17 protein-coding genes are annotated in these 20613 nt (G+C 51.9%); 12 read left to right on the forward strand and 5 right to left on the reverse strand.

Annotation, left to right across the window (positions count from 1 at the left end; all coding sequences use genetic code 11):
- The first annotated feature begins 41 nt into the window (after window positions 1-41).
- Window positions 42-599, forward strand: a complete 558-nt coding sequence (locus tag H9Q13_RS07425; protein ID WP_191183126.1) for an NUDIX hydrolase — start codon at window positions 42-44, stop codon at window positions 597-599.
- Window positions 600-605: 6 nt separating this feature from the next.
- On the opposite strand, the gene hisC is transcribed toward H9Q13_RS07425, so the two are convergent.
- On the reverse strand, window positions 606-2753 hold the full coding sequence (hisC, locus tag H9Q13_RS07430; RefSeq protein ID WP_191183127.1) for a histidinol-phosphate transaminase: 2148 nt from the start codon (window positions 2751-2753) through the stop codon (window positions 606-608).
- Between the two features lie 216 nt (window positions 2754-2969).
- Between hisC and H9Q13_RS07435 the strand changes: the two genes are divergently transcribed.
- The 4 genes from H9Q13_RS07435 (at window position 2970) to H9Q13_RS07450 (ending at window position 6407) form a co-directional block, all read left to right on the forward strand.
- The gene (locus H9Q13_RS07435) at window positions 2970-3443 is read left to right on the forward strand and encodes a MarR family winged helix-turn-helix transcriptional regulator (protein WP_191183128.1); all 474 of its coding nucleotides are present in this window, start codon (window positions 2970-2972) and stop codon (window positions 3441-3443) included.
- Window positions 3444-3493: 50 nt separating this feature from the next.
- Entirely contained in the window at window positions 3494-4309 is an 816-nt protein-coding gene (locus H9Q13_RS07440; protein ID WP_191183129.1) for a TerB family tellurite resistance protein, read from the forward strand.
- Between the two features lie 155 nt (window positions 4310-4464).
- Window positions 4465-5655 carry a serine hydrolase domain-containing protein gene (locus tag H9Q13_RS07445; RefSeq protein ID WP_191183130.1) on the forward strand — a complete coding sequence of 397 codons (1191 nt, stop codon included), beginning with the start codon at window positions 4465-4467 and terminating at the stop codon, window positions 5653-5655.
- Window positions 5656-5660: 5 nt separating this feature from the next.
- Complete coding sequence (locus H9Q13_RS07450) at window positions 5661-6407, forward strand: class I SAM-dependent methyltransferase (RefSeq protein ID WP_191183131.1); 747 nt, start codon at window positions 5661-5663, stop codon at window positions 6405-6407.
- A gap of 4 nt (window positions 6408-6411) precedes the next feature.
- Here H9Q13_RS07450 and H9Q13_RS07455 read toward each other — a convergent pair whose 3' ends face one another.
- The 3 genes from H9Q13_RS07455 to H9Q13_RS07465 form a co-directional block, all read right to left on the reverse strand.
- On the reverse strand, window positions 6412-7290 hold the full coding sequence (locus tag H9Q13_RS07455; protein WP_224744134.1) for a DUF4846 domain-containing protein: 879 nt from the start codon (window positions 7288-7290) through the stop codon (window positions 6412-6414).
- Between the two features lie 139 nt (window positions 7291-7429).
- Complete coding sequence (locus H9Q13_RS07460; RefSeq protein WP_191183133.1) at window positions 7430-8206, reverse strand: hypothetical protein; 777 nt, start codon at window positions 8204-8206, stop codon at window positions 7430-7432.
- Window positions 8207-8362: 156 nt separating this feature from the next.
- Window positions 8363-11632 (reverse strand): amidohydrolase family protein, encoded by a 3270-nt coding sequence (locus tag H9Q13_RS07465; RefSeq protein ID WP_191183360.1) that lies wholly within the window; start codon window positions 11630-11632, stop codon window positions 8363-8365.
- 117 nt (window positions 11633-11749) lie between these two features.
- Here H9Q13_RS07465 and H9Q13_RS07470 point away from each other — a divergent pair, with 117 nt between their 5' ends.
- Window positions 11750-11968 carry a hypothetical protein gene (locus tag H9Q13_RS07470; protein ID WP_191183134.1) on the forward strand — a complete coding sequence of 73 codons (219 nt, stop codon included), beginning with the start codon at window positions 11750-11752 and terminating at the stop codon, window positions 11966-11968.
- Window positions 11969-12165: 197 nt separating this feature from the next.
- Here H9Q13_RS07470 and H9Q13_RS07475 read toward each other — a convergent pair whose 3' ends face one another.
- Window positions 12166-12708, reverse strand: coding sequence for a hypothetical protein (locus tag H9Q13_RS07475; protein ID WP_191183135.1), 543 nt, complete (start codon window positions 12706-12708; stop codon window positions 12166-12168).
- A gap of 510 nt (window positions 12709-13218) precedes the next feature.
- Here H9Q13_RS07475 and H9Q13_RS07480 point away from each other — a divergent pair.
- The 6 genes from H9Q13_RS07480 (at window position 13219) to H9Q13_RS07505 (ending at window position 20567) form a co-directional block, all read left to right on the forward strand.
- Window positions 13219-13500, forward strand: a complete 282-nt coding sequence (locus H9Q13_RS07480; RefSeq protein WP_191183136.1) for an ATP-dependent Clp protease adaptor ClpS — start codon at window positions 13219-13221, stop codon at window positions 13498-13500.
- An 11-nt stretch (window positions 13501-13511) separates the two neighbouring features.
- Window positions 13512-14120, forward strand: coding sequence for a recombination mediator RecR (recR, locus tag H9Q13_RS07485; RefSeq protein WP_191183137.1), 609 nt, complete (start codon window positions 13512-13514; stop codon window positions 14118-14120).
- 603 nt (window positions 14121-14723) lie between these two features.
- Window positions 14724-15932: a pyridoxal phosphate-dependent aminotransferase gene (locus H9Q13_RS07490; protein WP_191183138.1), complete on the forward strand. Its 1209-nt coding sequence runs from the start codon at window positions 14724-14726 to the stop codon at window positions 15930-15932.
- Window positions 15932-16951, forward strand: coding sequence for a bifunctional heptose 7-phosphate kinase/heptose 1-phosphate adenyltransferase (locus tag H9Q13_RS07495; protein WP_191183139.1), 1020 nt, complete (start codon window positions 15932-15934; stop codon window positions 16949-16951). The genes H9Q13_RS07490 and H9Q13_RS07495 overlap by 1 nt, the downstream gene beginning before the upstream one ends.
- On the forward strand, window positions 16932-18731 hold the full coding sequence (locus H9Q13_RS07500) for a TrkH family potassium uptake protein (protein ID WP_191183140.1): 1800 nt from the start codon (window positions 16932-16934) through the stop codon (window positions 18729-18731). The genes H9Q13_RS07495 and H9Q13_RS07500 overlap by 20 nt, the downstream gene beginning before the upstream one ends.
- Window positions 18732-18767: 36 nt before the next feature.
- Window positions 18768-20567 carry a TrkH family potassium uptake protein gene (locus H9Q13_RS07505; protein ID WP_191183141.1) on the forward strand — a complete coding sequence of 600 codons (1800 nt, stop codon included), beginning with the start codon at window positions 18768-18770 and terminating at the stop codon, window positions 20565-20567.
- Window positions 20568-20613 lie beyond the last annotated feature (46 nt).

Consider the following 20613-nt stretch of genomic DNA (forward strand, 5'->3'; position numbering starts at 1 on the left):
TCAGGGCGGTGACAATGTGCCGCCTCAATCAAGAGCTAATTATGGAAACCAAAAGTATAGAGCGCTGGAAAACGCTGAAGTCCGAGATTGTATTCGAGCACAAGTGGTATACCCTGCGGCGCGACCATGTAGAGCTTCCAAACGGGCAGGAGATGGATGACTACTTTGTGAGCGTGCGGCCGGATGTGGTGCTGACCTTTCCGGTTACAGAAGACGGCCAGGTGCTGTTTGTGCGGCAGTACAAGCATGCAGCCGGCGACATCTTCATAGAGTTGCCGGGCGGCGTGATCGATGCCCATGAAACTGAGCCCCTGGCCGCTGCCAAGCGGGAGCTGCTAGAGGAAACAGGCTATACCTCTGACGATGTGGAGCCGCTGCTGCAGGTGATCGATAACCCGACAAAGGACACCAACCGCGTCTATTACTTCCTGGCCCGCAACGTGCGCGAAGTGGCTGCGCAGGACCTGGATGAAAGTGAGAACATCGAGGTCCTGAAAGTGCCGCTGCATGAAGTAGAACAGATGATTCTAAACGGCCAGATCAACGTGGCCGGTTCAGTGGCGCTTTGCCTGCTGGCCCTCCGGAAACTAGCAAAGTAGCGTATGTTAGGCCTCGGCTCGCCAGGCTGTGCTGGCAATGATGCTGGTGCCTTTCCAGTGCAAAGTATAGCCCGCTCCATTTTGCACCAGGCTAAAATCAGGATGTAACCGCAGCTCATCGGTGAGGTCCTGTGCCAGATCCGGATGTGCAATTGGGCCAAAGCCGTTGCGAACCAAACGGCGTTGCCAGGCATCGCTGCGCTCGTGCCGCTCTACCCGGTCCGCGCCCTCGCTGGCGACCACATTGATGATCTCACGTCCAAAAAATTCCTGCTCGATGATCTGCCGCTCCGGCATGTCCTGCGGCAACAGCGTGTCCAGCACATCAAACACGGTATGGTAATGGCGGAGCGACTCGCGCAGGCGCGGCAGGTAGTCCAGCTTGTTGTGTTCTGAGTCCGGCTCAGTCAGGGTAAACACCAGTGGCTTCAAAGCCCTGATCTGGCGCAGTACCTTGTCACGCTCATCAGGCTGCGCCACCAGTTGGTCAGGTATGTGGTGCAGCGTCAGGGCGGAGTTAATCACCAGGGCCTGCTCCGGGGCTATGCGGAGCGTGCTGAGGTCAAAGTCCTCGAGCCGCGATGCGATACCCTCGTAGCTGAACGGGATACCGAGCCTGCGGGCATGCTCCTCCAGCCGTATACCTGTCTCCTGCAGTCGGCGTGCCGGCTCCTCGGCGCTGTCCGGAATGTCTATACCTGTCAGGTGCAGGGAGGGGCTGCCGCCGGGCAACTTGGCCAGCTGCTCCAGGAGGTGAAACCACTGCAGTCCGCTTCCTATACCTAAATCCAGCAGGTATACCTTGTTTGCTCCGGCTATGGCTGACAAAATGATCTGGTTGGCAAACCGATGTCCGAACGAGACCAGCGGCGTGGCGTTCACCAGCACATTGAAGGCCGAGATCATGTCCATCACCCCGTAAGTGGAGTTGTAGAGGTTGCCGGCGTGAAGAGTGGTTTGCTGGTTTCTGGCCGCTAATGCCCTGGCAAAGGCCAAGGCCACCCTATCCGCAGCATTGTGCAGTCCCGAAGCCGCCGTTATCAGCTCGTTTATTTTTTCAGAGGCATCGGCTGTGTCGTGCTGCAGGCTGTTTCCCGTCGCCAGCACCTGGGCCAGCAAGGGCTGCTGCGGGTATAGGGCGGTGGGGTGAAGTATGTTTTCTAGCATAGCGATAAGGTATAGTTGGTTTTCATCTGGTCCGACGGTGATGCGCAGGCTAAAGCTGTCTTCAGTGCGGCGCGACTGTATCTGGTGTTCCAGCAGGTGCCTGTCAATTACCTCGGCTTTGATGCCCGCGTCCAGCAGCAGGAAGTTGCTCTGCGATGGCCAGTACTGCACACCCAGGCGCTGCAGTGCCTGCTCCAGTTTGAACTTCCCGCATCGGGTTGCGGCCAGTGTCTGGTTTAAGAAGTGCCCGTCTGCCAGCGCAGCCAAAGCAGCCACCTGCGCCAGTTGGTTCACATTATAGGGCTGCTTCACTTGCAGTACCTTTTCGATCACTCCTTCCTGTGCGATCATATACCCTATCCGGAGCGAGGCAAGGCCATAGGCTTTGGAGAAGGTGCGCAGAATAACCAGGTTTGGAAATTGCGGAAGCAAGGCAAGTGCGTCGCCATAGTCGGGGGCTGTCACATATTCGATATAGGCCTCATCCACGACTAGTATCACATGCGGGGGCAGCTTACGCAGCAAATACTCCAGTTCCGACATGGGCAGGTAAGTGCCTGTCGGGTTGTTGGGGTTGCACAGAAAGCACAGCCGGGTGGAGTCATCGACTTTGCTTAGCAGGGAGTGAACATCCACCTCGTAGGCACTGGTAAGCGGGGCTATCCGAAATGGGACGTGTAAGGCTTGCGCCTCTTGCCTGTACAGCGGATAAGAGGGGCTAAGCGAAAGCACACTTTCTACCCGTGAAGGACTGCAAAACCGGCGCACCAACAAGGAGATCAGTTCAGCAGACCCGCTGCCGACAAGGATTTCGGAAGGGCGTATACCTAACTTGGACGCAAGGACGGTCCGCAAGGGGGCGGCATCCGGATGCGGATAGCTGTTGATTTGAAAAAGGGCCTGCTGCAAGGCTTCCATCACTTTAGGGGAAGTGCCAAAGAGGTTTTCGTTTGAAGCGGCGCAGTAAGCGGGTCTGGTGTTCCCCATGAGGCTCAAATTAGGTAGCAGGTTGGATGATTTTAAAGAAAATCTTGGAGCAAGATAACAATTAAAGAGAGAAGAATACGGAAATAACTATACACTGGGGACAAACATTATTCAATGATTTTTTTTTGTTTTAGATAGTCAGTTTGTAAACGGTTGACTGGCAGAAACTAAAACTGCCTATAGGTTGTATATACAATAGTTGCAAAAGCTTATATTATGCGTTTAGAAGAAGAACTAAGGATGAATAAGTTCAGGAGCGTCTTTCAGAAAGCCTCCCTGAACCTGATGTTTACAGGGGAGTGGCTGATGGCGCGGGTAGACAGCCTGCTGAAACCTTACGATATTTCGTCGCAGCAATACAATGTGCTGCGGATTCTGAGAGGGCAGCAGGGCAAGCCCCTCAACCTGTACGCCATACAGGAGCGTATGCTCAACCGCATGTCCAACGCAACGCGGCTAGTGGAAAAGCTGCGACTCAAAGGCTTGGTAACGCGGGAGCAGTGCGAAGCAAACCGCCGAAAAGTAGAGATCGCGATCACCGAAAAAGGGCTACAACTCCTCGACAAACTCGACCCCATGATTGAGCAGATGGAAGAGGATACTTTCAAAGGTGTATCGAGGGCAGAAGCTGGCAGGCTAAGCGATACGCTCGACGCGCTCCGGGAAGAACATAGGGCGGCTGGTGGCTAACCTGCCGTCTCCCCGGCACGTTATACCTGAACCAATCTTAACGAACAGCTATGGAACAGGAACAGACTGCATTATTAAAAGATTATACCATCGAGGAAAGGGGGGCCTACCTGGCTGCCCTGGCCACCATAGCCTCTGTCGATGGACATGCATCAGAAGAGGAACTTGAGTTTTTGAAACTCCTGGGCGAAGCGGCCGAAATGCCGGAAAATGTAGAGCAAGAGGTATTGGAGATAGCCAAGAATCCCTCTCAAATCAGCCTGCAGCGCGTGCTTGATGTGCTCAAGAAGAGTCAGCTGCGTTTCTCCTTTATCACCGACATCATCAGTTTTGCCAAAGCCGATGGCCAGTATACCTCACAAGAGCAGCAGCGCATACAGGAGATAGCCGACTACCTGGGGGTGGACCAGAAGCAGTACAGCCTGCTAGAGCAGTTCGTGAGCAAAGCCGACGATGCGCAGCAACACGGGGAAGACCCGACTTCGCAGTCCTTCATGAGCAAGAACGGCTTTAGCGACATGTTCAAGAATGTCGGTATTTCGTCACAAATGGTGCAGGGGATACTGGGCATAGCCGCGCCTATTGTGCTGGCCCGCCTGATGAGTGGCGGCAGACGGCGTAGTGGCGGTATGACGGGAGGCATGGGCGGTGGCCTTTTAGGTGGATTGCTCGGTGGCCTGATGACAGGCCGTGGCGGGCTGATGGGCGGTGGCCGACGCTCCACAAGTGGCCTGGGCTCGATGGCCTCGGTACTGGGCGGCCTGAACGGACGCAACCGTTATGGCAGCATGGGATCTGGCGGACTGGGTGGCTTGCTGGGAGGTTTGCTGGGCGGCGGCAAGCGGGGCAGTGGTACCAGTTGGTAGGTATAGCCGGGAATGTACATCACCCTTTACAAGGTATAAACTGAGGAGTAGAGCTGGAGGCGTAAATGTCTCCAGCTTTTTTTGTGATAGTCAGACCAAATCAGATATGATATATTTCGTAGCTTTAAGAAGTATTTCCCAAACATTCAGGCACTATGACAAAAAGTAAACTCCTATACCTGGCACTGGCGCTGAGCCTTAGCTTTTCTGCCTGCCAGCAACAGCCGCAGCAGCCCTCAGTAACCACCCAAACACAATCTGCTGCAGCCAAGCTATACTTCCCGGGCAAGGGCGATAACTGGGAGAAGAAGCGGCCTGAGCAACTAGGTATGGACGCAGCCCTACTGCAAGAAGCAGTGGAGTGGGCCAAACAGCAGGAAACTACCCAAATGCCCAAGGACTTCTCCACCCAGGAAGAGATCTTCGGTAAAATGCTCGGCCCTATACCTAACGACCGGGCCAGCACCAACGGCATCATCCTGAAGAACGGCTACATCGTGGCCGAGTGGGGCGAAACAGAGCGGGTAGACCCAACCTATAGCGTGGCCAAAAGCGTGCTCTCCACCATACTGGGCATCACCATCGACCGCGGCATGATCAAAGACATCAAAGACCCGGTGGCGAGCTATGTGCAGGACGGCGGTTACGACTCGGAGCAGAACCGCAAAGTAACCTGGGAGCACCACGTTCGGCAGACCACTGAGTGGGAAGGGGAATTGTGGGGCAAAAAGCATGACTTTGTAGGAAAAGAAGAGTATGGCAGAGGCGAGCGCAAACCCCGAGAACTGCAGGAGCCAGGCACTTTCTACGAGTACAACGACGTGCGCATCAACCGCTTTGCCCTGTCTTTGCTGCGCCTTTGGAAGAAGCCTCTACCTGAGGTTTTCAAAGACGAAGTCATGGACCCGATCGATGCTTCCAATACCTGGCAGTATGTGCCTTATCGCAATTCTACTATTGAGATTGACGGCAAGCGCATGGCATCAGTGAGCGGGGGGACCCGCTGGGGTGGCGGTCTCTGGATCAGCGCCCGCGACGAAGCCCGATTCGGGTACCTGTTTTTGCGCAATGGCCGCTGGAAGGACAAGCAGATTGTATCGGAAGCGTGGGTGAAGGAAGCGACTACTGCCCGTGGGCCAGTGGGGCCAGACTACGGCTACCTGTGGTGGCTCAACACCGAGGGTAAAGCCTGGCCAAATGCGCCTACTACCAGCTACGCCGCTTTAGGCGCCGGGCAGAACACCATTTGGGTTGATCCGGAACATGATATCGTGATTGTGTGGCGCTGGCATGATGGCAAACAGGATGAGTTGATTAAAAGGGTGCTGGCGGCAGTGAAAGAGTAGTGTACATGGGCAACAAGGAAGTGAAAACACAGGCAGAAAAGGTTGATATCTATTCCGAGGATTTTGTGTCGGGACTTTTTGACAGTATGTCCGCTACCTATGGACTAACAAATTACATCTCTTCTTTTGGCTTTACAGAGCGTTGGCGGCATTGCTGTATAGAACAGTTGCCCAAACAGGCGCATTTTATGAAGGGCTATGACCTCATGACCGGGATGGGGGAGGTTTGGGCTTCGCTAGACAGAAGATTTGCAAAAGCTGATATCACTGCACTTGATATTTCGCCCATGATGTTAGCCCGCGCAGGGGCAAATGTATCCAGGTATACCTATCAAATTTCGTTGTTGCAGGCAGACGTGCTGTCGAACACCATACCTGATCATTCCGCGGATTTTGTTATTTCTACTTTCGGTCTGAAGACTTTTAACGAAGCGCAGCAAAGTTTACTGGCCGATGAGGTCGTACGCATCTTGAAGCCTGGCGGTGTATTCTCATTCATAGAAATTTCAGTACCCCAAAATATGCTTCGTCCATTTTATATGTTTTACCTAAAGCGCGTGATACCCGTTATTGGTAGACTGTTTCAAGGTAATGCTGACAATTACAGAATGCTTGGCCGATACACGTCCAATTTTAAGGATTGCAGTACTTTTTTTCAGCTCTTAGCCGATAGGGGGCTAAACGTTAGGTTTACAAATTATTTTTGGGGCTGCGCCACAGGTGTATCTGGCAGTAAACCATCGCAAAAATAACTGCCTAAAACCGCTTCAAGTGGTTCCGCTGGAAAGTCCATTCCGGGGTAAGGAGAGGTCCGCTGAAATTGGCGCTGTACCAAGGGCTTATACTTGGATTCATGGGATTCTTGAGAATCTGAATTTCCTGAGCCGGCATGTAGCTTTGAGCCAGCAAAAACAGCTTTTCCCCGGTCTGGTCATGCACAGCCATATCCATCACAATCACGGCATGGCCGGGACTTCCGCCCTTGATGAACACGTCGCCAATCTGAATGTCATTAATCGAAACAGCTTTCATCTCTTTCTCTAGCGACAAAGTGCCGGCATAGGTGAAGACCACGTGGAGGTAATCCTTGAAAGAAGCAGAGGCTGTTGACGGGGCGGCTTTCTTGACCCAAGAGCAATCGTTCCCCTTTACCTGTACGCGGTAGCCTTGCCGCCACTTGCTGTAGTCGGCCCGGAAACCGCTCGTGAAGTTGAAGTGAATGGCATCATACCTTTCCTGCCCATACAAATACTCTGCCCGCAAACGCATCACAGCATCGGCGCATTGTTGCAAATCCCGGTTGCCAACATCTATGTCGAGCACGGCGTCATAAATACCGTCATTTGGTTTAACCGCTCCATTGTAATAATGCACCTTTACGCCATGTGGCTTTAGTTTGAAATGCTGGAGGTAAGCGCCAAAGCTGTTATCTGGCTGTACTTTTCTTTTGTAGCCTCTGGGCGGTAGAAACCTTTCTACTATTGTCTTCCCTGTAGGATCGACCAGCACTGCGGTTTCAGCCATAATGTCCGGAGCATCTACAGCCGCCTTTTCGGCTTTGGAGCCGCAGGCAGTGAGCATGACGAAGAGAAGACTGTACAGGTATAGCGGCATCTTACAGGTGATAGGTTTCAATCTGAGGTGATCATTCGCAAGCAATTTATACTTGTTGCTCACTATTAGTATACGACTATAGGATTGATAGAACGAGTTTTGACTGGATCAGATACTTCCCCAGCAGGATTACAAGTATAGGACTCATGCTCTTCATACCTTACTTTCTTTTGCCAATAAAGCGTTCTTTTACCCGAGGGTATCCTTTTTGTGTGAAAGGCTTTGTATCATCCCCATAGGTATAGTTTACCTCAATCGAGTCAGGCGAGGTTAAAACAGCCCAGGCATCCACCCCTTTGCAGCCATCGCCATACCAGGCATGGTTATAGAATCTGTGCACCCGCGCCCCTCTGCCTCCTGTCCAGGTTAGCCCACTGGGCATACATCCCTTGTTTATGTTTCTAATATAATATTTTGGAAAGCCATCCACATCAAACTCTCTGCTGATCTCAAACTCAAACACATCGTTCGGGCTACTCACGTTGTAGCCTACGTATTTGCCGATCGCGAATGAGTAACCCCAGTCCATCACATGGAATGTTTTGGTGAGCGTGTCAATACCCGGGTCATCTGGGAAATTGATCAGGTCGGGCTCGTAGGTTACAATTAACTGTACATCCACGTTGCCTTCCGGGTGCATGAAACGCAGCGCGAAGGAAGGCTTATCGAAAGTACGTTCATCATTCCCTACCTTCCACTGATAGCTTTTGTACTTCTTGTTTTTGGCAGCTTTAAAGACAATGCCATTATACATGAGCACTGTATCAGCAACAAAAAGACTGTCACTTACATTTTCGTAAATAGTGAAGTCAGCTCTGGTTCTGATTGGCTCTTCTAACTCTTTTGGGTTAACCGTAGGCTTCCTATCACAACTGCTTACCCCAAATCCTGCCAAAATAAATGCAAAGCATGCCTGTATCAAATAATTTGTTTTCATGATGATGAATGCGGGAAAGTATGCTAAAGTAATAATAGTGGATAAAATTGAATATTACAATTCTTTAATGCTTTTAGTATAAACTTATACCTGTAAAAACAAAACGAGCCGACTCTTTTGAGTCGGCTCGTTCATTATTAGGTTATACCTTTAATCTTAGTGACGGCAGGTACAATGCTCACCGGCTATACCTTCAAAGCGGGTGTCCGTGCCTTCGTGCCAGTCGAAGGCCGAAGCATACTTGTTGTTTTCCCACCAGAATTTGCCCGGCTTGCGGTCGTAGTTGCCAATCTCGTTCATGGTCGCGGCATCATACAGGCGACCGTTTATCATGGTGTAGCGCACGTGCTCGGAGTTTTGGATGTTCTCAAGTGGGTTCTGGTCCAGCACGATCAGGTCGGCCAGTTTACCGGTTTCCAGCGAACCGATCTCTTTGCTCATACCCAAATATTCTGCACCGTTCATCGTAGCGGCGCGCAGGGCTTCGAGGTTAGTCATGCCACCTTGCTGCAGCATCCAAAGTTCCCAATGTGCGCCGAGGCCTTGCAGCTGTCCGTGTGCGCCAAGGTTCACTTTCACGCCAGCGTCGGTCAGAGCCTTGCAGGCTTCAGAAGTTTTAAAGTAACCGTTCTTGTATTCTTCGTCCGGCACCTGCATTACAAAGCGTGAGCGACCGTCGATGATGGAGCGTGGGGTGAACTTCAGGAGTCTTTCCTTCTCCCATACCTTGGTGTTCTGGTACCAGTAGTACTCGCCGCTGGTCGCGCCGTAGTTCACGATCAGGGTAGGGGTATAGCCGGTTTTAGAAGCTTTCCATACTTCTACCACGTCTTTGTAAAGCGGGGCGATCGGGATGTTGTGCTCAATGCCGGAGTGGCCGTCGAGGATCATGCTCATGTTATGGAAGAACGTCGAGCCGCCTTCCGGCACCACGGTCATATCCAGTTCGCGGGCCGCCTGAATTACCTGCTGGCGCTGCTCACGGCGTGGCTGGTTGTAGCTCTTCACCGAGAAACCACCGGCAGCCTGAATGCGGCGCAAGTGCGAACGGGCATCATCCAAGCTGTTGATCACGGCTTTGAAGTTACCGTCAGCTCCATACAGAATCGTACCGGTCGAGTAGATACGCGGACCCACCATGTGGCCTGCTTTCACGGCTTCGGACTGGCTGAACACCATCTCCGTGGTAGAAGACGGGTCGTGCGTTGTGGTTACGCCGTAAGCCAGGTTAGCCAGGTAGGACCATTGCTGTTTCGGGCTCATGCCGTTGCGGAAGGTGCCCAGGTGCGCATGTACGTCCACCAGACCCGGCATGATCGTTTTGCCGCTGGCGTCGATCACTTTGGCGTCTTTCGGTACGGCTATACCTTTGCCTACCGACACAATGCGGTTGCCGTCGACTACGATCGTACCGCCTTCAATTACTTCATCGCCTTTCATCGTGATAATGCGGGCATTGGTGAAGGCCACTTTACCTTGCGGGGCGTCTGTCTTAAACTCCAGTCCGATCTTTATACCTGTCGTGTCGATAGCAGGCAGTTTTTCAGGTGCACCTTCTAAAAAGGCAAAACGGTCTTTCAAGTCGTTGGAGAAATACTCATCGCCCAGCACCCAGTTCACTTTCTTGCTGTCGCCTGACCAGTGCACGCTCGTGCCAGCGTCTTTGGTGAAGCGGGCCACCGGAACAGCCTTCGTCTCAGCGCTCAGGTCCATGCCGGCACCGTTAGCCGAGAACGGCACCACGTAGCCATTGAACAGCTCTACAAAAGCCAGCCATTTGTTGTCCGGGCTTGGGTAGAACTGGTCGGTGTAGGTAGAGGTATAGTGCGTGCGCTCTTCCTTGCCGTTCAGGTCCACGCTCTTGAAGGTATACTTACCGCCACCGCCTGAAGTGAAGAAAATTCGGTCAGAAGAAGCGTTGAACAACGGGTTGAAGCCACTTTTCTGCACCAGCGTCGGATTCTTGCCCTCGGCTGTGATGTAGTAAAGGCCGCGTTCGTTACCGTGCGCATAGCCCATGTGGTTGTTGCCGCCGTCTTTGCTGTACACGATTAGTTTGCCGTTTGGCGAGAAAGAAGCGTTGGTGTAAAAGCCTTTCTCGGAAGTCAATTTGGTTGGCTTCGCGTTTTTCTTGCGGATGTCCACTTTCACCAGCGCACCAAGATTGTCATCGTCCCAAGTAGAGAAGACGAGGGTCTTGCCGTCGGGTGAAAAAGTTGGGTAGAACTCGAAGTCCTTGCCATTGGTCACACGCTCCGGCTTACCGTTCGGCAGTTCTTTTTTGTAGATATGGCCAGCCGCATTGAACACGAGCAACTTACCATCTGGCGAAGTCACGGCATGGCGGATAGCCTTGGCGGTGAACTGCGCTGGCGATACACCTGCCTTGCTGAAATCGTGGCGAACGGCCTCGGCAATGTGGTGCGTAGCGGTCGCTTCGAACGGTATGTTGCTTACTTTCTGGCTGGCTACGTCGATTTTGTTGATTTTGCCGCCAGCCCAGAACACAAGGCTCTTGTTGTCGGGCGTCCAGGCGAAGTTCGGGTATACCCCGAAGATGGCCCAGGCTTCCTGCTGGTCGTTGCTCAGTTGATCGTAGATAGGCCACTGTTCACCTGTTTTCAGGTCGTGGATGAAAAGGACAGACTTGGTGCGCACTCTGCGTACGAAAGCCAACTGCTTGCCATCGCGGGAGATCACCGGACGCACCGAGCCACCATTACCAGTCACCACGTTCTCAATCTCTCCTGTGTTACGGTCCACGCGACGAATCACGTAAATCTGGCCGTTGGCGTCTTTGTTGTACTCGAAGGTAGTGCCGCCGCTCATGTCTTCGGAGAAGTACACATACTTGCCGTCCGGCGATACAACCGGCTCGCCGGCGTCCTGCTGGTCGTTTTTGCGCTTGGTCAGCTGTACGCCGCTGCCGCCTGAGCGGTGGTACATCCACATCTCACCGGCACCCAGTGAACGGGAGGCCGTGAAGTGCTTACGAGCGATCAGGTAATCCCCGTCGGGCGTCCAAACAGCGTTATTCAGCAAACGGAAGTTCTCTTTGGTGATCTGCTTGGCGTCGGTGCCGTCGCGTTTCATCACCCAAATGTTGTCGCCACCACCCGCGTCGGAGGTGAAGGAGATGAACTTGCCGTCTGGGCTGAAACGCGGCTGCACTTCGTAGGCGCGGCCGCTGCGAAGCAACTTGGCCTTGCCACCGGTGATCGGCATGCTATAGATGTCACCGAGCATGTCGAACACGATCTCCTTGCCGTCGGGACTTACGTCCACGCTCATCCAGGTGCCTTCGTCGGTTGTTACGGTAATTTCTTTTTGCGGTCCGCGGGCTTCCTCCACGTTCCATTTATTGTCTTTTTTGTCCTGCGCCGAGGCTGTGCCCAAAGGTAAGGCAAGCGCCGCCGCCAGGAACATACTCCAATAGGTATGTTTCTTCATTACAGGGTGATTTCAGTTAGTTTAGATTCTCAAATTTAAGGATTTGAGGGGAGAAATGAATCAGGATTTTAGGATTTAAAAGGATGGGTAGGATTGAGAATTTCGGAAGTGTTTGTCATAAGCGATGGCTCTTTAGGGATAGACCGCGACTTGTCCGTGGCAAGGCTGTGCTATGACTATACCTTGTCAGCCGCTATACCTGTCATTCTGGAAGAATCTTGGTGGCATGTTGGAAACACCAAGCTACGTGGCATCACACCTTCTTCCTCACAGTTAGAATTCAATAGACCCTTATTTACTGCTATACCTTAAAGGTATAAGTTGTGCCTTGCAGGCAGGGGGTATAAGGATATACCCTGCAGATAGTTTTCGGATATTGACATCCTAAAAAGCAAGGTTGTCCTCTCGACAGAATAGAGAGAGCTGGATTCTTTTATTGGCAAAACTTCAGATTCCTCCATTCTGTCGGAATGACAAATGTTCCTACGGATAAACAGGCTCACTATACCTTACTCCACCACAAACTCCTTGGGCAAATCAAAACTCAGCGGCTTGTTGCGGCTGTGGATCTGCTCAAGGAAACTGTCGAGTTCGTCTTTGTACTCAAGGTGGTAGTCTTCGTGCAGGTTCTTGCGAATCAGCTGGATGGTGCGCTGCAGGAGGCGAGCCGTGGCGGTATAGAAGGCTTTGTAGTAACTGTCGAACTGGCCTGTGAAGTTGCCGAAGATCAGGCGCAGCAGGTATAGGTGCAGGTCTGTTTCCAGTTTCACGTCTTTGGTAATGCGCTTGAAACGGGCGATCTCCTTAGCCGACTTGCGCAGCGATTTGGTGAGCGCACGTCCCAGGTAGCGGCCTGTTGTGCCAATCATCAGCTCATGTATTTTCTCGGCGGTTTGTTCATAAGCCTCTTCCGGCGTGAGTTCGCCTAATTCGATTGCCAGCAAGTCATACAGCTCCCCGTCTCGGCGAGCGGCTTTGAGAATGATGGCTTCCTTTTCTTTATCGCTCAGCTGCTTGACAGCTCTTTTAAAACCTGTGGAAACGGTTGGCATAAGGTATAGTAGCTAAGTATAATCCGGCAAAACGGCTGGATAAAATGTTAGTTGCGTATTGGCTGGCTATACCTGTAAAGCTAGGGAATATTGGCGTGCGGTTCAAGATGTTGTGTCTGCTAAGTGCTTTGTAAAACTGTCCCCGTTGAGTGGACAAATGGTGCGGCAATGAAGGGAACTCTCCCCTCGAGGGGAGCGCAGAGGGGTGTTTTCATTTGCCAGGAAATTATAAATTGGTTAATTGTCTATATCTCAATTCGGGATTTACACCCCTATAAACCCCTCGAGGGGATAGTCTTCGAGAATGCAACGACTATAGCTTCAAGGGTAGAATTCCATGCCTCAAATTTCTACCGCTATCCCCTGAAATAATCAACACCACCGGAATTAACCCCAGCTCCGGATTGTTTTAACCTATACCTTTTTTTGAATGATAGGGGCTTGTCGGGAGGGCTTGTTTTATAGCACTTTCTACTTCCGAAGCTCCGTAAAAATTCGTAATTTTGCACTATGAATATTGAGACTGAAATTTTACATCAGGATGATGTGGCCTTGCTCGAAGAAAGCACTGATCTGCACAACCTGATTGTGTATAATGACGACGTGAATACATTTGACCACGTGATCGCAACGCTGATCAAGGTATGCGGCCACTCGGCGGAACAGGCGGAGCAATGCACGCTGCTGATCCACTACAAAGGCAAATGCACCGTGAAGGTGGGGTCTTATGAAGAGCTGGCAGGTATGTGCACCTCCCTGCACGACAAAGCCCTTTCGGCCAACATAGAGTAGCGGGAGGTTGAATGGAATTTCCGTCTAAACTGATTGAAAACGCCGTCGAGGAGTTGGCGAAGCTCCCAGGCGTAGGGCGCAAGACTGCCCTGCGGTTGGCACTGCACCTACTCAAAGAAGAGTCTGAAGAGACTTTTCTGCTGGCAGAGGCGCTCGTGAAAATGCGCACCGAAGTAAAGCACTGCAAGGAATGTCACAACATTTCGGATACAGAGGTTTGCGGTATCTGCCTCAACCCGCTGCGCGACCGCAGCCTGCTCTGCGTGGTAAGCGACATCCGGGATGTGATTGCAATTGAGAACACGTCGCAGTTCAAAGGCCTATACCATGTGCTGGGTGGGGTGATCTCGCCAATCGAAGGCGTAGGACCATCGGACCTGCACATCGACTCCCTGCTGGAGCGTCTGCCCAATTCTGAGATAAAAGAAATCCTGTTGGCGATCAGCCCGACCATGGAAGGCGATACCACCGCCTTTTACCTGACCCGCAAACTCCGTGACCATAACGTGCGCATTACCACCATTGCCCGTGGTGTGCCGGTGGGAGGGGAGTTAGAGTATACCGATGAAATTACCCTCGGGCGCAGCATTGTAGAGCGTACATCTTACGGCAAGAATTAAAACTCGCGGCTTATAATAGCTGGGGAAGGACATGCGATAGCATGTCCTTTTGTTTTTGGTGCGGTGTAGCGATTGCTATTACAGGTATAGTAACTTGAACTGTTTCATAGCTTCGCCTGTGCGGCGGGCACCCCAAAAGCTTTCGGGGCAAAAAAGTCAAGTGGTACATCCCAAACTGGTTTCGGGGACGCTCAAACAGTGGAGCGCCGCAAAGTGCACATGGCTGAGGCTATCTATTTCATATCTGGTGGGCAAGTTTTTATTGATATACCTGCAGTGGTTTGTAACAGCAACCACAGTACTTATACCTGACAAATGGCAGTGAAGTAAGCTCCCCTCCTTGGATAAGGAGGGGCAGGGGTGGTTGGATCCGGTAGATCAAAAATGCTACAGCTATTATACTTAAACCTGTTGAACGGTAGTGACAAAAATGTTCCTCTTGGGATAGAAGTGCTCGGCAAAGAACAGACTAAGGGATGACCAACCTCAACGAACTAACTCCCCTCCTGTTTTTAGGAGGGGGCCGGGGGGAGGTAAAACAACCCCCATTTCAATGGATTTCTCTTGCATTATATTAACTTTGGGACTTAATTCAGAACGGACATGCAGCACACAGCATTGAATATACTTTCAGACAAAATCACAGCACTTTCGGAGTCTCAGACCATTGCCATGGCCAAAAAAGGCCGTGAACTGGCCGCACAAGGGTTTGACATCATCAACCTAAGCTTCGGGGAGCCGGATTTCCAGACGCCACAGTACATTAAAGACGCCGCGAAAGATGCGATAGATGACGGCTTTACCTTCTATACCCCGGTGCCAGGTTTTCCGGCGCTGCGTCAGGCCATAGCCGATAAGTTTAAGCGCGACAACAACCTGGACTACAGTCCAGAGAATATCGTGGTATCAACTGGAGCCAAGCAATCCATTGCTAATGCGGTGATGTGCCTGGTAAATCCGGGAGATGAGGTGATCATATTCTCACCTTACTGGGTGTCGTACGAAGAGATCGTGAAACTGGCCGAAGGTATACCGGTGCCGTTGCAAGGCCGTCTGGAAAACGACTTTAAAGTAACGCCGGAGCAGCTTGAAAAGGCCATTACCTCGAACACCAAAGTGGTCATGTACTCTTCGCCTTGCAACCCGACCGGTTCGGTGTTCGACGAGGAAGAGTTGCTGGCGATTGCCAAAGTGCTGGAGAAGCATCCGCAGGTATACATCATCGCCGACGAGATCTACGAGTACATCAATTTTGGGGGCAAGCATGCCAGCATGGCCAGCTTCGACTTCATCAAAGACCGTGTGATCACTGTGAATGGCTTCTCGAAAGGCTATGCCATGACAGGCTGGCGCGTGGGCTACATTGCCGCACACAAAGACATAGCTACTGCCTGCGAGAAAATGCAAAGCCAGATCACGTCCGGCACCTGCTCTATCGCCCAGAAAGCGGCCCATGCGGCGCTGTTGGGTGGAAACGAATCAGCCTTGGAGATGCGCGACGCTTACCGCCGCCGCCGTGACCTGGTGCTGGACATCATGCAAGGTATACCGGGCTTTAAAACCAACGTGCCGACCGGCGCATTCTATATTTTCCCGGATGTGAGTTATTATTTCGGCAAAAGCTGTAATGGTAACATCATTAGTAGCGCACTCGACTTGAGCCTATACCTGCTCACCGACGCGCATGTAGCCTTGGTAAGTGGCGAGGCCTTTGGGGCGCCGCAGTGTATCCGTTTTTCCTATGCCACATCCGACGATAAACTAATTGAGGCGCTCCGCCGCATCAAGGAGAGCCTCGCCAAATTGCAGTAATGAATCAGCATACCAATTTAGAAGATATTTTCAGTGCCTTCGATAGGCTGACCGTGCTCATCGTGGGCGATGTGATGATCGATTCTTATCTCTGGGGTAAGTCGACACGCATATCGCCGGAAGCACCAGTGCCGATCGTGAACGTGGTGAAACGCGAGAAGCGTTTGGGCGGGGCTGCCAACGTGGCCCTGAACGTACAGGCCATGGGCGCAACGCCACTGCTTTGCTCTGTGATTGGCGATGACCCGGACGGCGGCGATTTCCTGCGCTTGATGGAAGAACGTAATTTGTCCACAGAAGGCATCGTTCAGAGCCCGGAGCGGGTAACGACCATCAAACACCGCATCATAGCCGGCGGTCAGCAATTGCTGCGCGTGGATGCGGAGATCGAGCACAACCTGGTGGACTACGAAGAGCGCCATCTGGAAGAGCACTATCTGAAACTACTCGACAAGGCCGATGTGGTTGTGTTTGAAGACTACGATAAGGGCGTTTTTTCTGAGCAGAACATTGCCCGGTTTATCCAGCTGGCCAACGAGCGGGGTATACCGAGTGTGGTCGATCCGAAAAAGAAAAACTTCCTGAGCTATAAAGGCTGCACGCTGTTCAAGCCAAATCTGAAAGAACTCAAAGAAGGCCTTAAAGTAGACTTCGCCGACGAGAACCTGCACGCTTTTGAGGAAGCGGTAGCGCAACTGCAAGAGCGACTGGCGACCAGGCAAGTGCTGGTAACGCTTTCGGAGCGCGGCGTGTTTGTGGCCAACGGCGAAGAGAAAACCTATATACCTGCGCACCGCCGTTCCATTTCGGACGTATCGGGGGCCGGCGATACCGTGATCAGTATAGCGGCGCTGTGTATGGCACTTAAAACCTCCCTGCCGTTCATGGCTGGCCTGAGCAACCTGGGCGGCGGACTGGTGTGCGAACAGGTAGGCGTAGTGCCTGTCGACAGAAAACGCTTGTTCCAGGAAGCAAAAGAGAACAGGCTGTACGAAACCCATGAACACCGAACAGCTTAACAGGCTACTCTACGGCAGCAAGCTGCGGGCATATAAAATGATGCGCCGCACTACCTACACGCTCACCATTGTGGCGATAGGTTTGTTGCTGTATGCACATGGCGTGGTGGTAGACCACGATACGATTCAGATCATTTTCTACGCTATTGACGCCATCCTGGGGGTGTTTGTGCTGATCTACCTGTTGCGGATTCTGTATGGGTTTGAGCGAGTCAAGTTTCTGAAGCGTACCTGGTTCGAGGGTTCGCTGATGGCCATCATTCTCATCAACCACATCGGGACCTATGTATTCGGGTTCCCTATCATTTACAACATTTTCGAAGGGATAGGTGTGCCGCTCTCAGTGGAGCTGTACCGTCTCCTGGTTTCTCTCTACATGCTCCTGCTACTCGTAATTGAGTTGCTGGAGACGAAGGTGCACCTGAAAACCCTCCAGATAAAGCCTGCCATTACCTTCCTGATGAGTTTTATCACGCTCATCACGCTGGGTACAGCCATGTTCATGCTTCCGAAAATGACCAACGATCCGGACGGGATGCGCTTTGTCGATGCCCTGTTCATGGCTACAAGCGCATCGTGCATCACGGGGCTGACAGTTGTCGATCCGGGAACCTACTTCACCTTGTCGGGGCTGGTGGTACTGCTGGTCTTGGTGCAGTTGGGGGGCTTAGGGGTCATGACCTTTGCGACCTTTTTCGCCATGCTCATGCGGGAAGGGCTAGGTATAAAGCAGCACGTGGCCATGTATGAGATTATGGAGAGCGAGTCGATATCGTTCACTAAAGGCCTGCTGCGTAAACTGATCATCATGACCCTCTCCATCGAAGCGATCGGGGCAGTCATTATATTCAATACATGGGGGCAGGAGACGGAGTTTGTGAGCCTGGGCAGCAAGATTTTCTTCTCGGTGTTCCATGCTGTGTCCGGATTTTGCAACGCCGGTTTCTCGCTATACCCGGAGGGCCTCTATAGTAACCCGCTCCGCAGTGCCTATACCTTACACCTGACCATTGCCGCGCTCGTTATTTTTGGCGGCATAGGTTTTCCTACTATCATTGATGTATTCTCACCCAAGGCGATGCGTGCCCGCATGAATGCCCCCTGGCGCAACTGGAAACTGATGACAAGGGTGACTGTTTACGCAACAACTGCTCTGTTGGCCTTTGGAACGGTAATGTTTTTCATGCTGGAGTACTTCAACACCCTCTCGCACCTGAGCTTCATAGAGGCGCTGATTGCTTCTTTCTTTCAGTCCATGACAACTCGCTCCTCCGGTTTCAGTACGGTGGATATCTCAGAGGTATCAGTCCCCATGCTGCTTATCATGATGATTCTGATGTTCATTGGAGCCTCGCCGGGTTCAATGGGGGGCGGCATCAAAACAACCACCTTTACAGTGATTATCCTGTCGGTGTGGGCGACCATTGCCCAAAAGCGAAACATTGAGATTGGCAAGCACACCATCCCACATTCTGTCTCTTATAAGGCATTTGCGGTTTTCACGTTTGCGGTCGTTTTCAACGTTTTTTTCCTGATCATCCTGTCGATCTCAGACGCACAGTTCGACATTGTGCGCCTGGCCTTCGAGCAGGTATCAGCTTTTGCCACGGTGGGTCTCAGCACCGGTATAACGGCTGGCCTGTCGGATGTAGGCAAGACCGTGATCATCCTGTCCATGTACATCGGCAGGGTAGGTACGCTCACGCTGGCGCTGGCTATCAGTACACGGGCTGTCTCCACAGCCTACAGGTATCCAGACACGCATTTGGCTATTGGTTAAGGTTATGTTAGCTTTGAAGCTTCAACAAAATTCAAGATGAGTACAGAAGGGTTAAACAGGGCGCTTTACGGGAGTAAGTTAACAGCATATGCCATTATGCGGCGCACCACTTATCTTCTGACCCTGCTTTCGATCGGACTACTGATCTATGCCCACGGCATAGTCCAGAAACCCGAGACGATCCAAAAGCTTTTTTATGCGATCGACGCTATTCTGTCGGTTTTCGTGATCATTTACCTGCTGCGCATTCTTTATACCTTCGAGCGGAAGAAGTTTCTGAGGCGGACCTGGTTTGAGGGAATGCTGATGGGCATAATTCTGATAAACCAGATAAGTACCTACGGACTGCATGTACCGGTTGTCTATAATTTCTTCGAGAGCATCGATATTCCGCTTTCAGTAGAGCTATACCGGGTAGTGGTGTCCATGTTCATGCTCGTGCTACTGGTCATTGAGCTGCTCGAAACCAGGGTACACCTGAAAACGCTGCAGTTCAAACCAACGATCACTTTCCTTTTCAGCTTTCTTTTTCTGATCATAATCGGGGCTGCCCTGCTCATGATGCCGAAGATGATCACCACGCCGGGCAGTATGCGTTTTATCGACGCCCTCTTTATGGCAACCAGTGCTTCCTGCGTGACGGGCCTGGCCGTGGTCGATCCGGGTACGTATTTCACCTTCTCGGGGCAGGTCGTGCTCCTGATGCTGGTGCAGCTGGGCGGTCTGGGCATCCTGACCTTTGCGACTTTCTTCGTCTCGCTGATGAAGCAGGGTATAGGTATAAAACAGCACGTGGCCATGTACGAGATCATGGAGAGCGACTCGCTTTTCTCTACCAAGAACCTGCTGCGCAAACTGGTGGTGATGACTTTCTCTATCGAGGCGATCGGGGCTTTTATCATCTTTTTTACATGGGGCCCATCTGCGGAGTTTGACAGTTTAGGAAGCAAAATTTTCTTCTCGGTGTTTCATGCAGTTTCGGCCTTTTGTAACGCAGGTTTGTCCTTGTACCCGGAAGGGCTGTACACGGAGCCGGTGCGCTTTGCCTATGTAATGCAACTGACTGTGGCTTGCCTGATCATATTTGGCGGCATAGGTTTTCCGACCATCCTGGATGTGCTGTCGCCCAAGGCAATGCGGATGCGAATGAATGCTCCCTGGAAAAACTGGAAACTGTTGTCCCGTATCACGATCTATACCTCTGCCTCTCTTATTGCCTTGGGCACCATAGGATTTTTCCTGCTGGAGTACTTCAACACGCTGGCGCATTTGAATTTTGTGGAGGCGATGATTACCGCTTTCTTTCAGGCTGTGACCACGCGAACGGCCGGTTTCAACACGGTGGATATTTCGGCGCTGACGGTGCCCACTTTGTTGATGTTCATCTTCCTGATGTTCATCGGCGCCTCACCGGGCTCGACAGGAGGGGGAATCAAGACGACAACCTTCACGATCATCCTGCTGTCGGTGTGGACGACCATCCGGGGCAAGCGAAATGTTGAGATGGGGAACAGAACTATACCGCACTCTGTGTCCTACAAAGCCTTCTCTATTTTCACGTTTGCAGCGATTATCAATATTTTCTTCCTGTTCATCCTCACCATCACCGACTCGCAGTTCGATATCTTCCGGCTGGCCTTCGAGCAGGTGTCAGCTTTCGCTACGGTGGGGCTCAGCACAGGTATAACAGCCGGGCTATCCGACACAGGCAAAGGAGTGATCATCCTGTCTATGTTCATCGGCAGGGTAGGTACGCTCACGCTGGCACTTGCCCTGAGCACCCGCGCCATGACCACAGCCTATAAGTTTCCGGAGACACACGTACCGGTTGGTTAAAGGAAGTTGGGGAGTGGCGTTGTAGTCGATAAAAATGTGATGATAA

Source organism: Pontibacter aquaedesilientis (assembly GCF_014773225.1).
Taxonomy (GTDB): domain Bacteria; phylum Bacteroidota; class Bacteroidia; order Cytophagales; family Hymenobacteraceae; genus Pontibacter; species Pontibacter aquaedesilientis.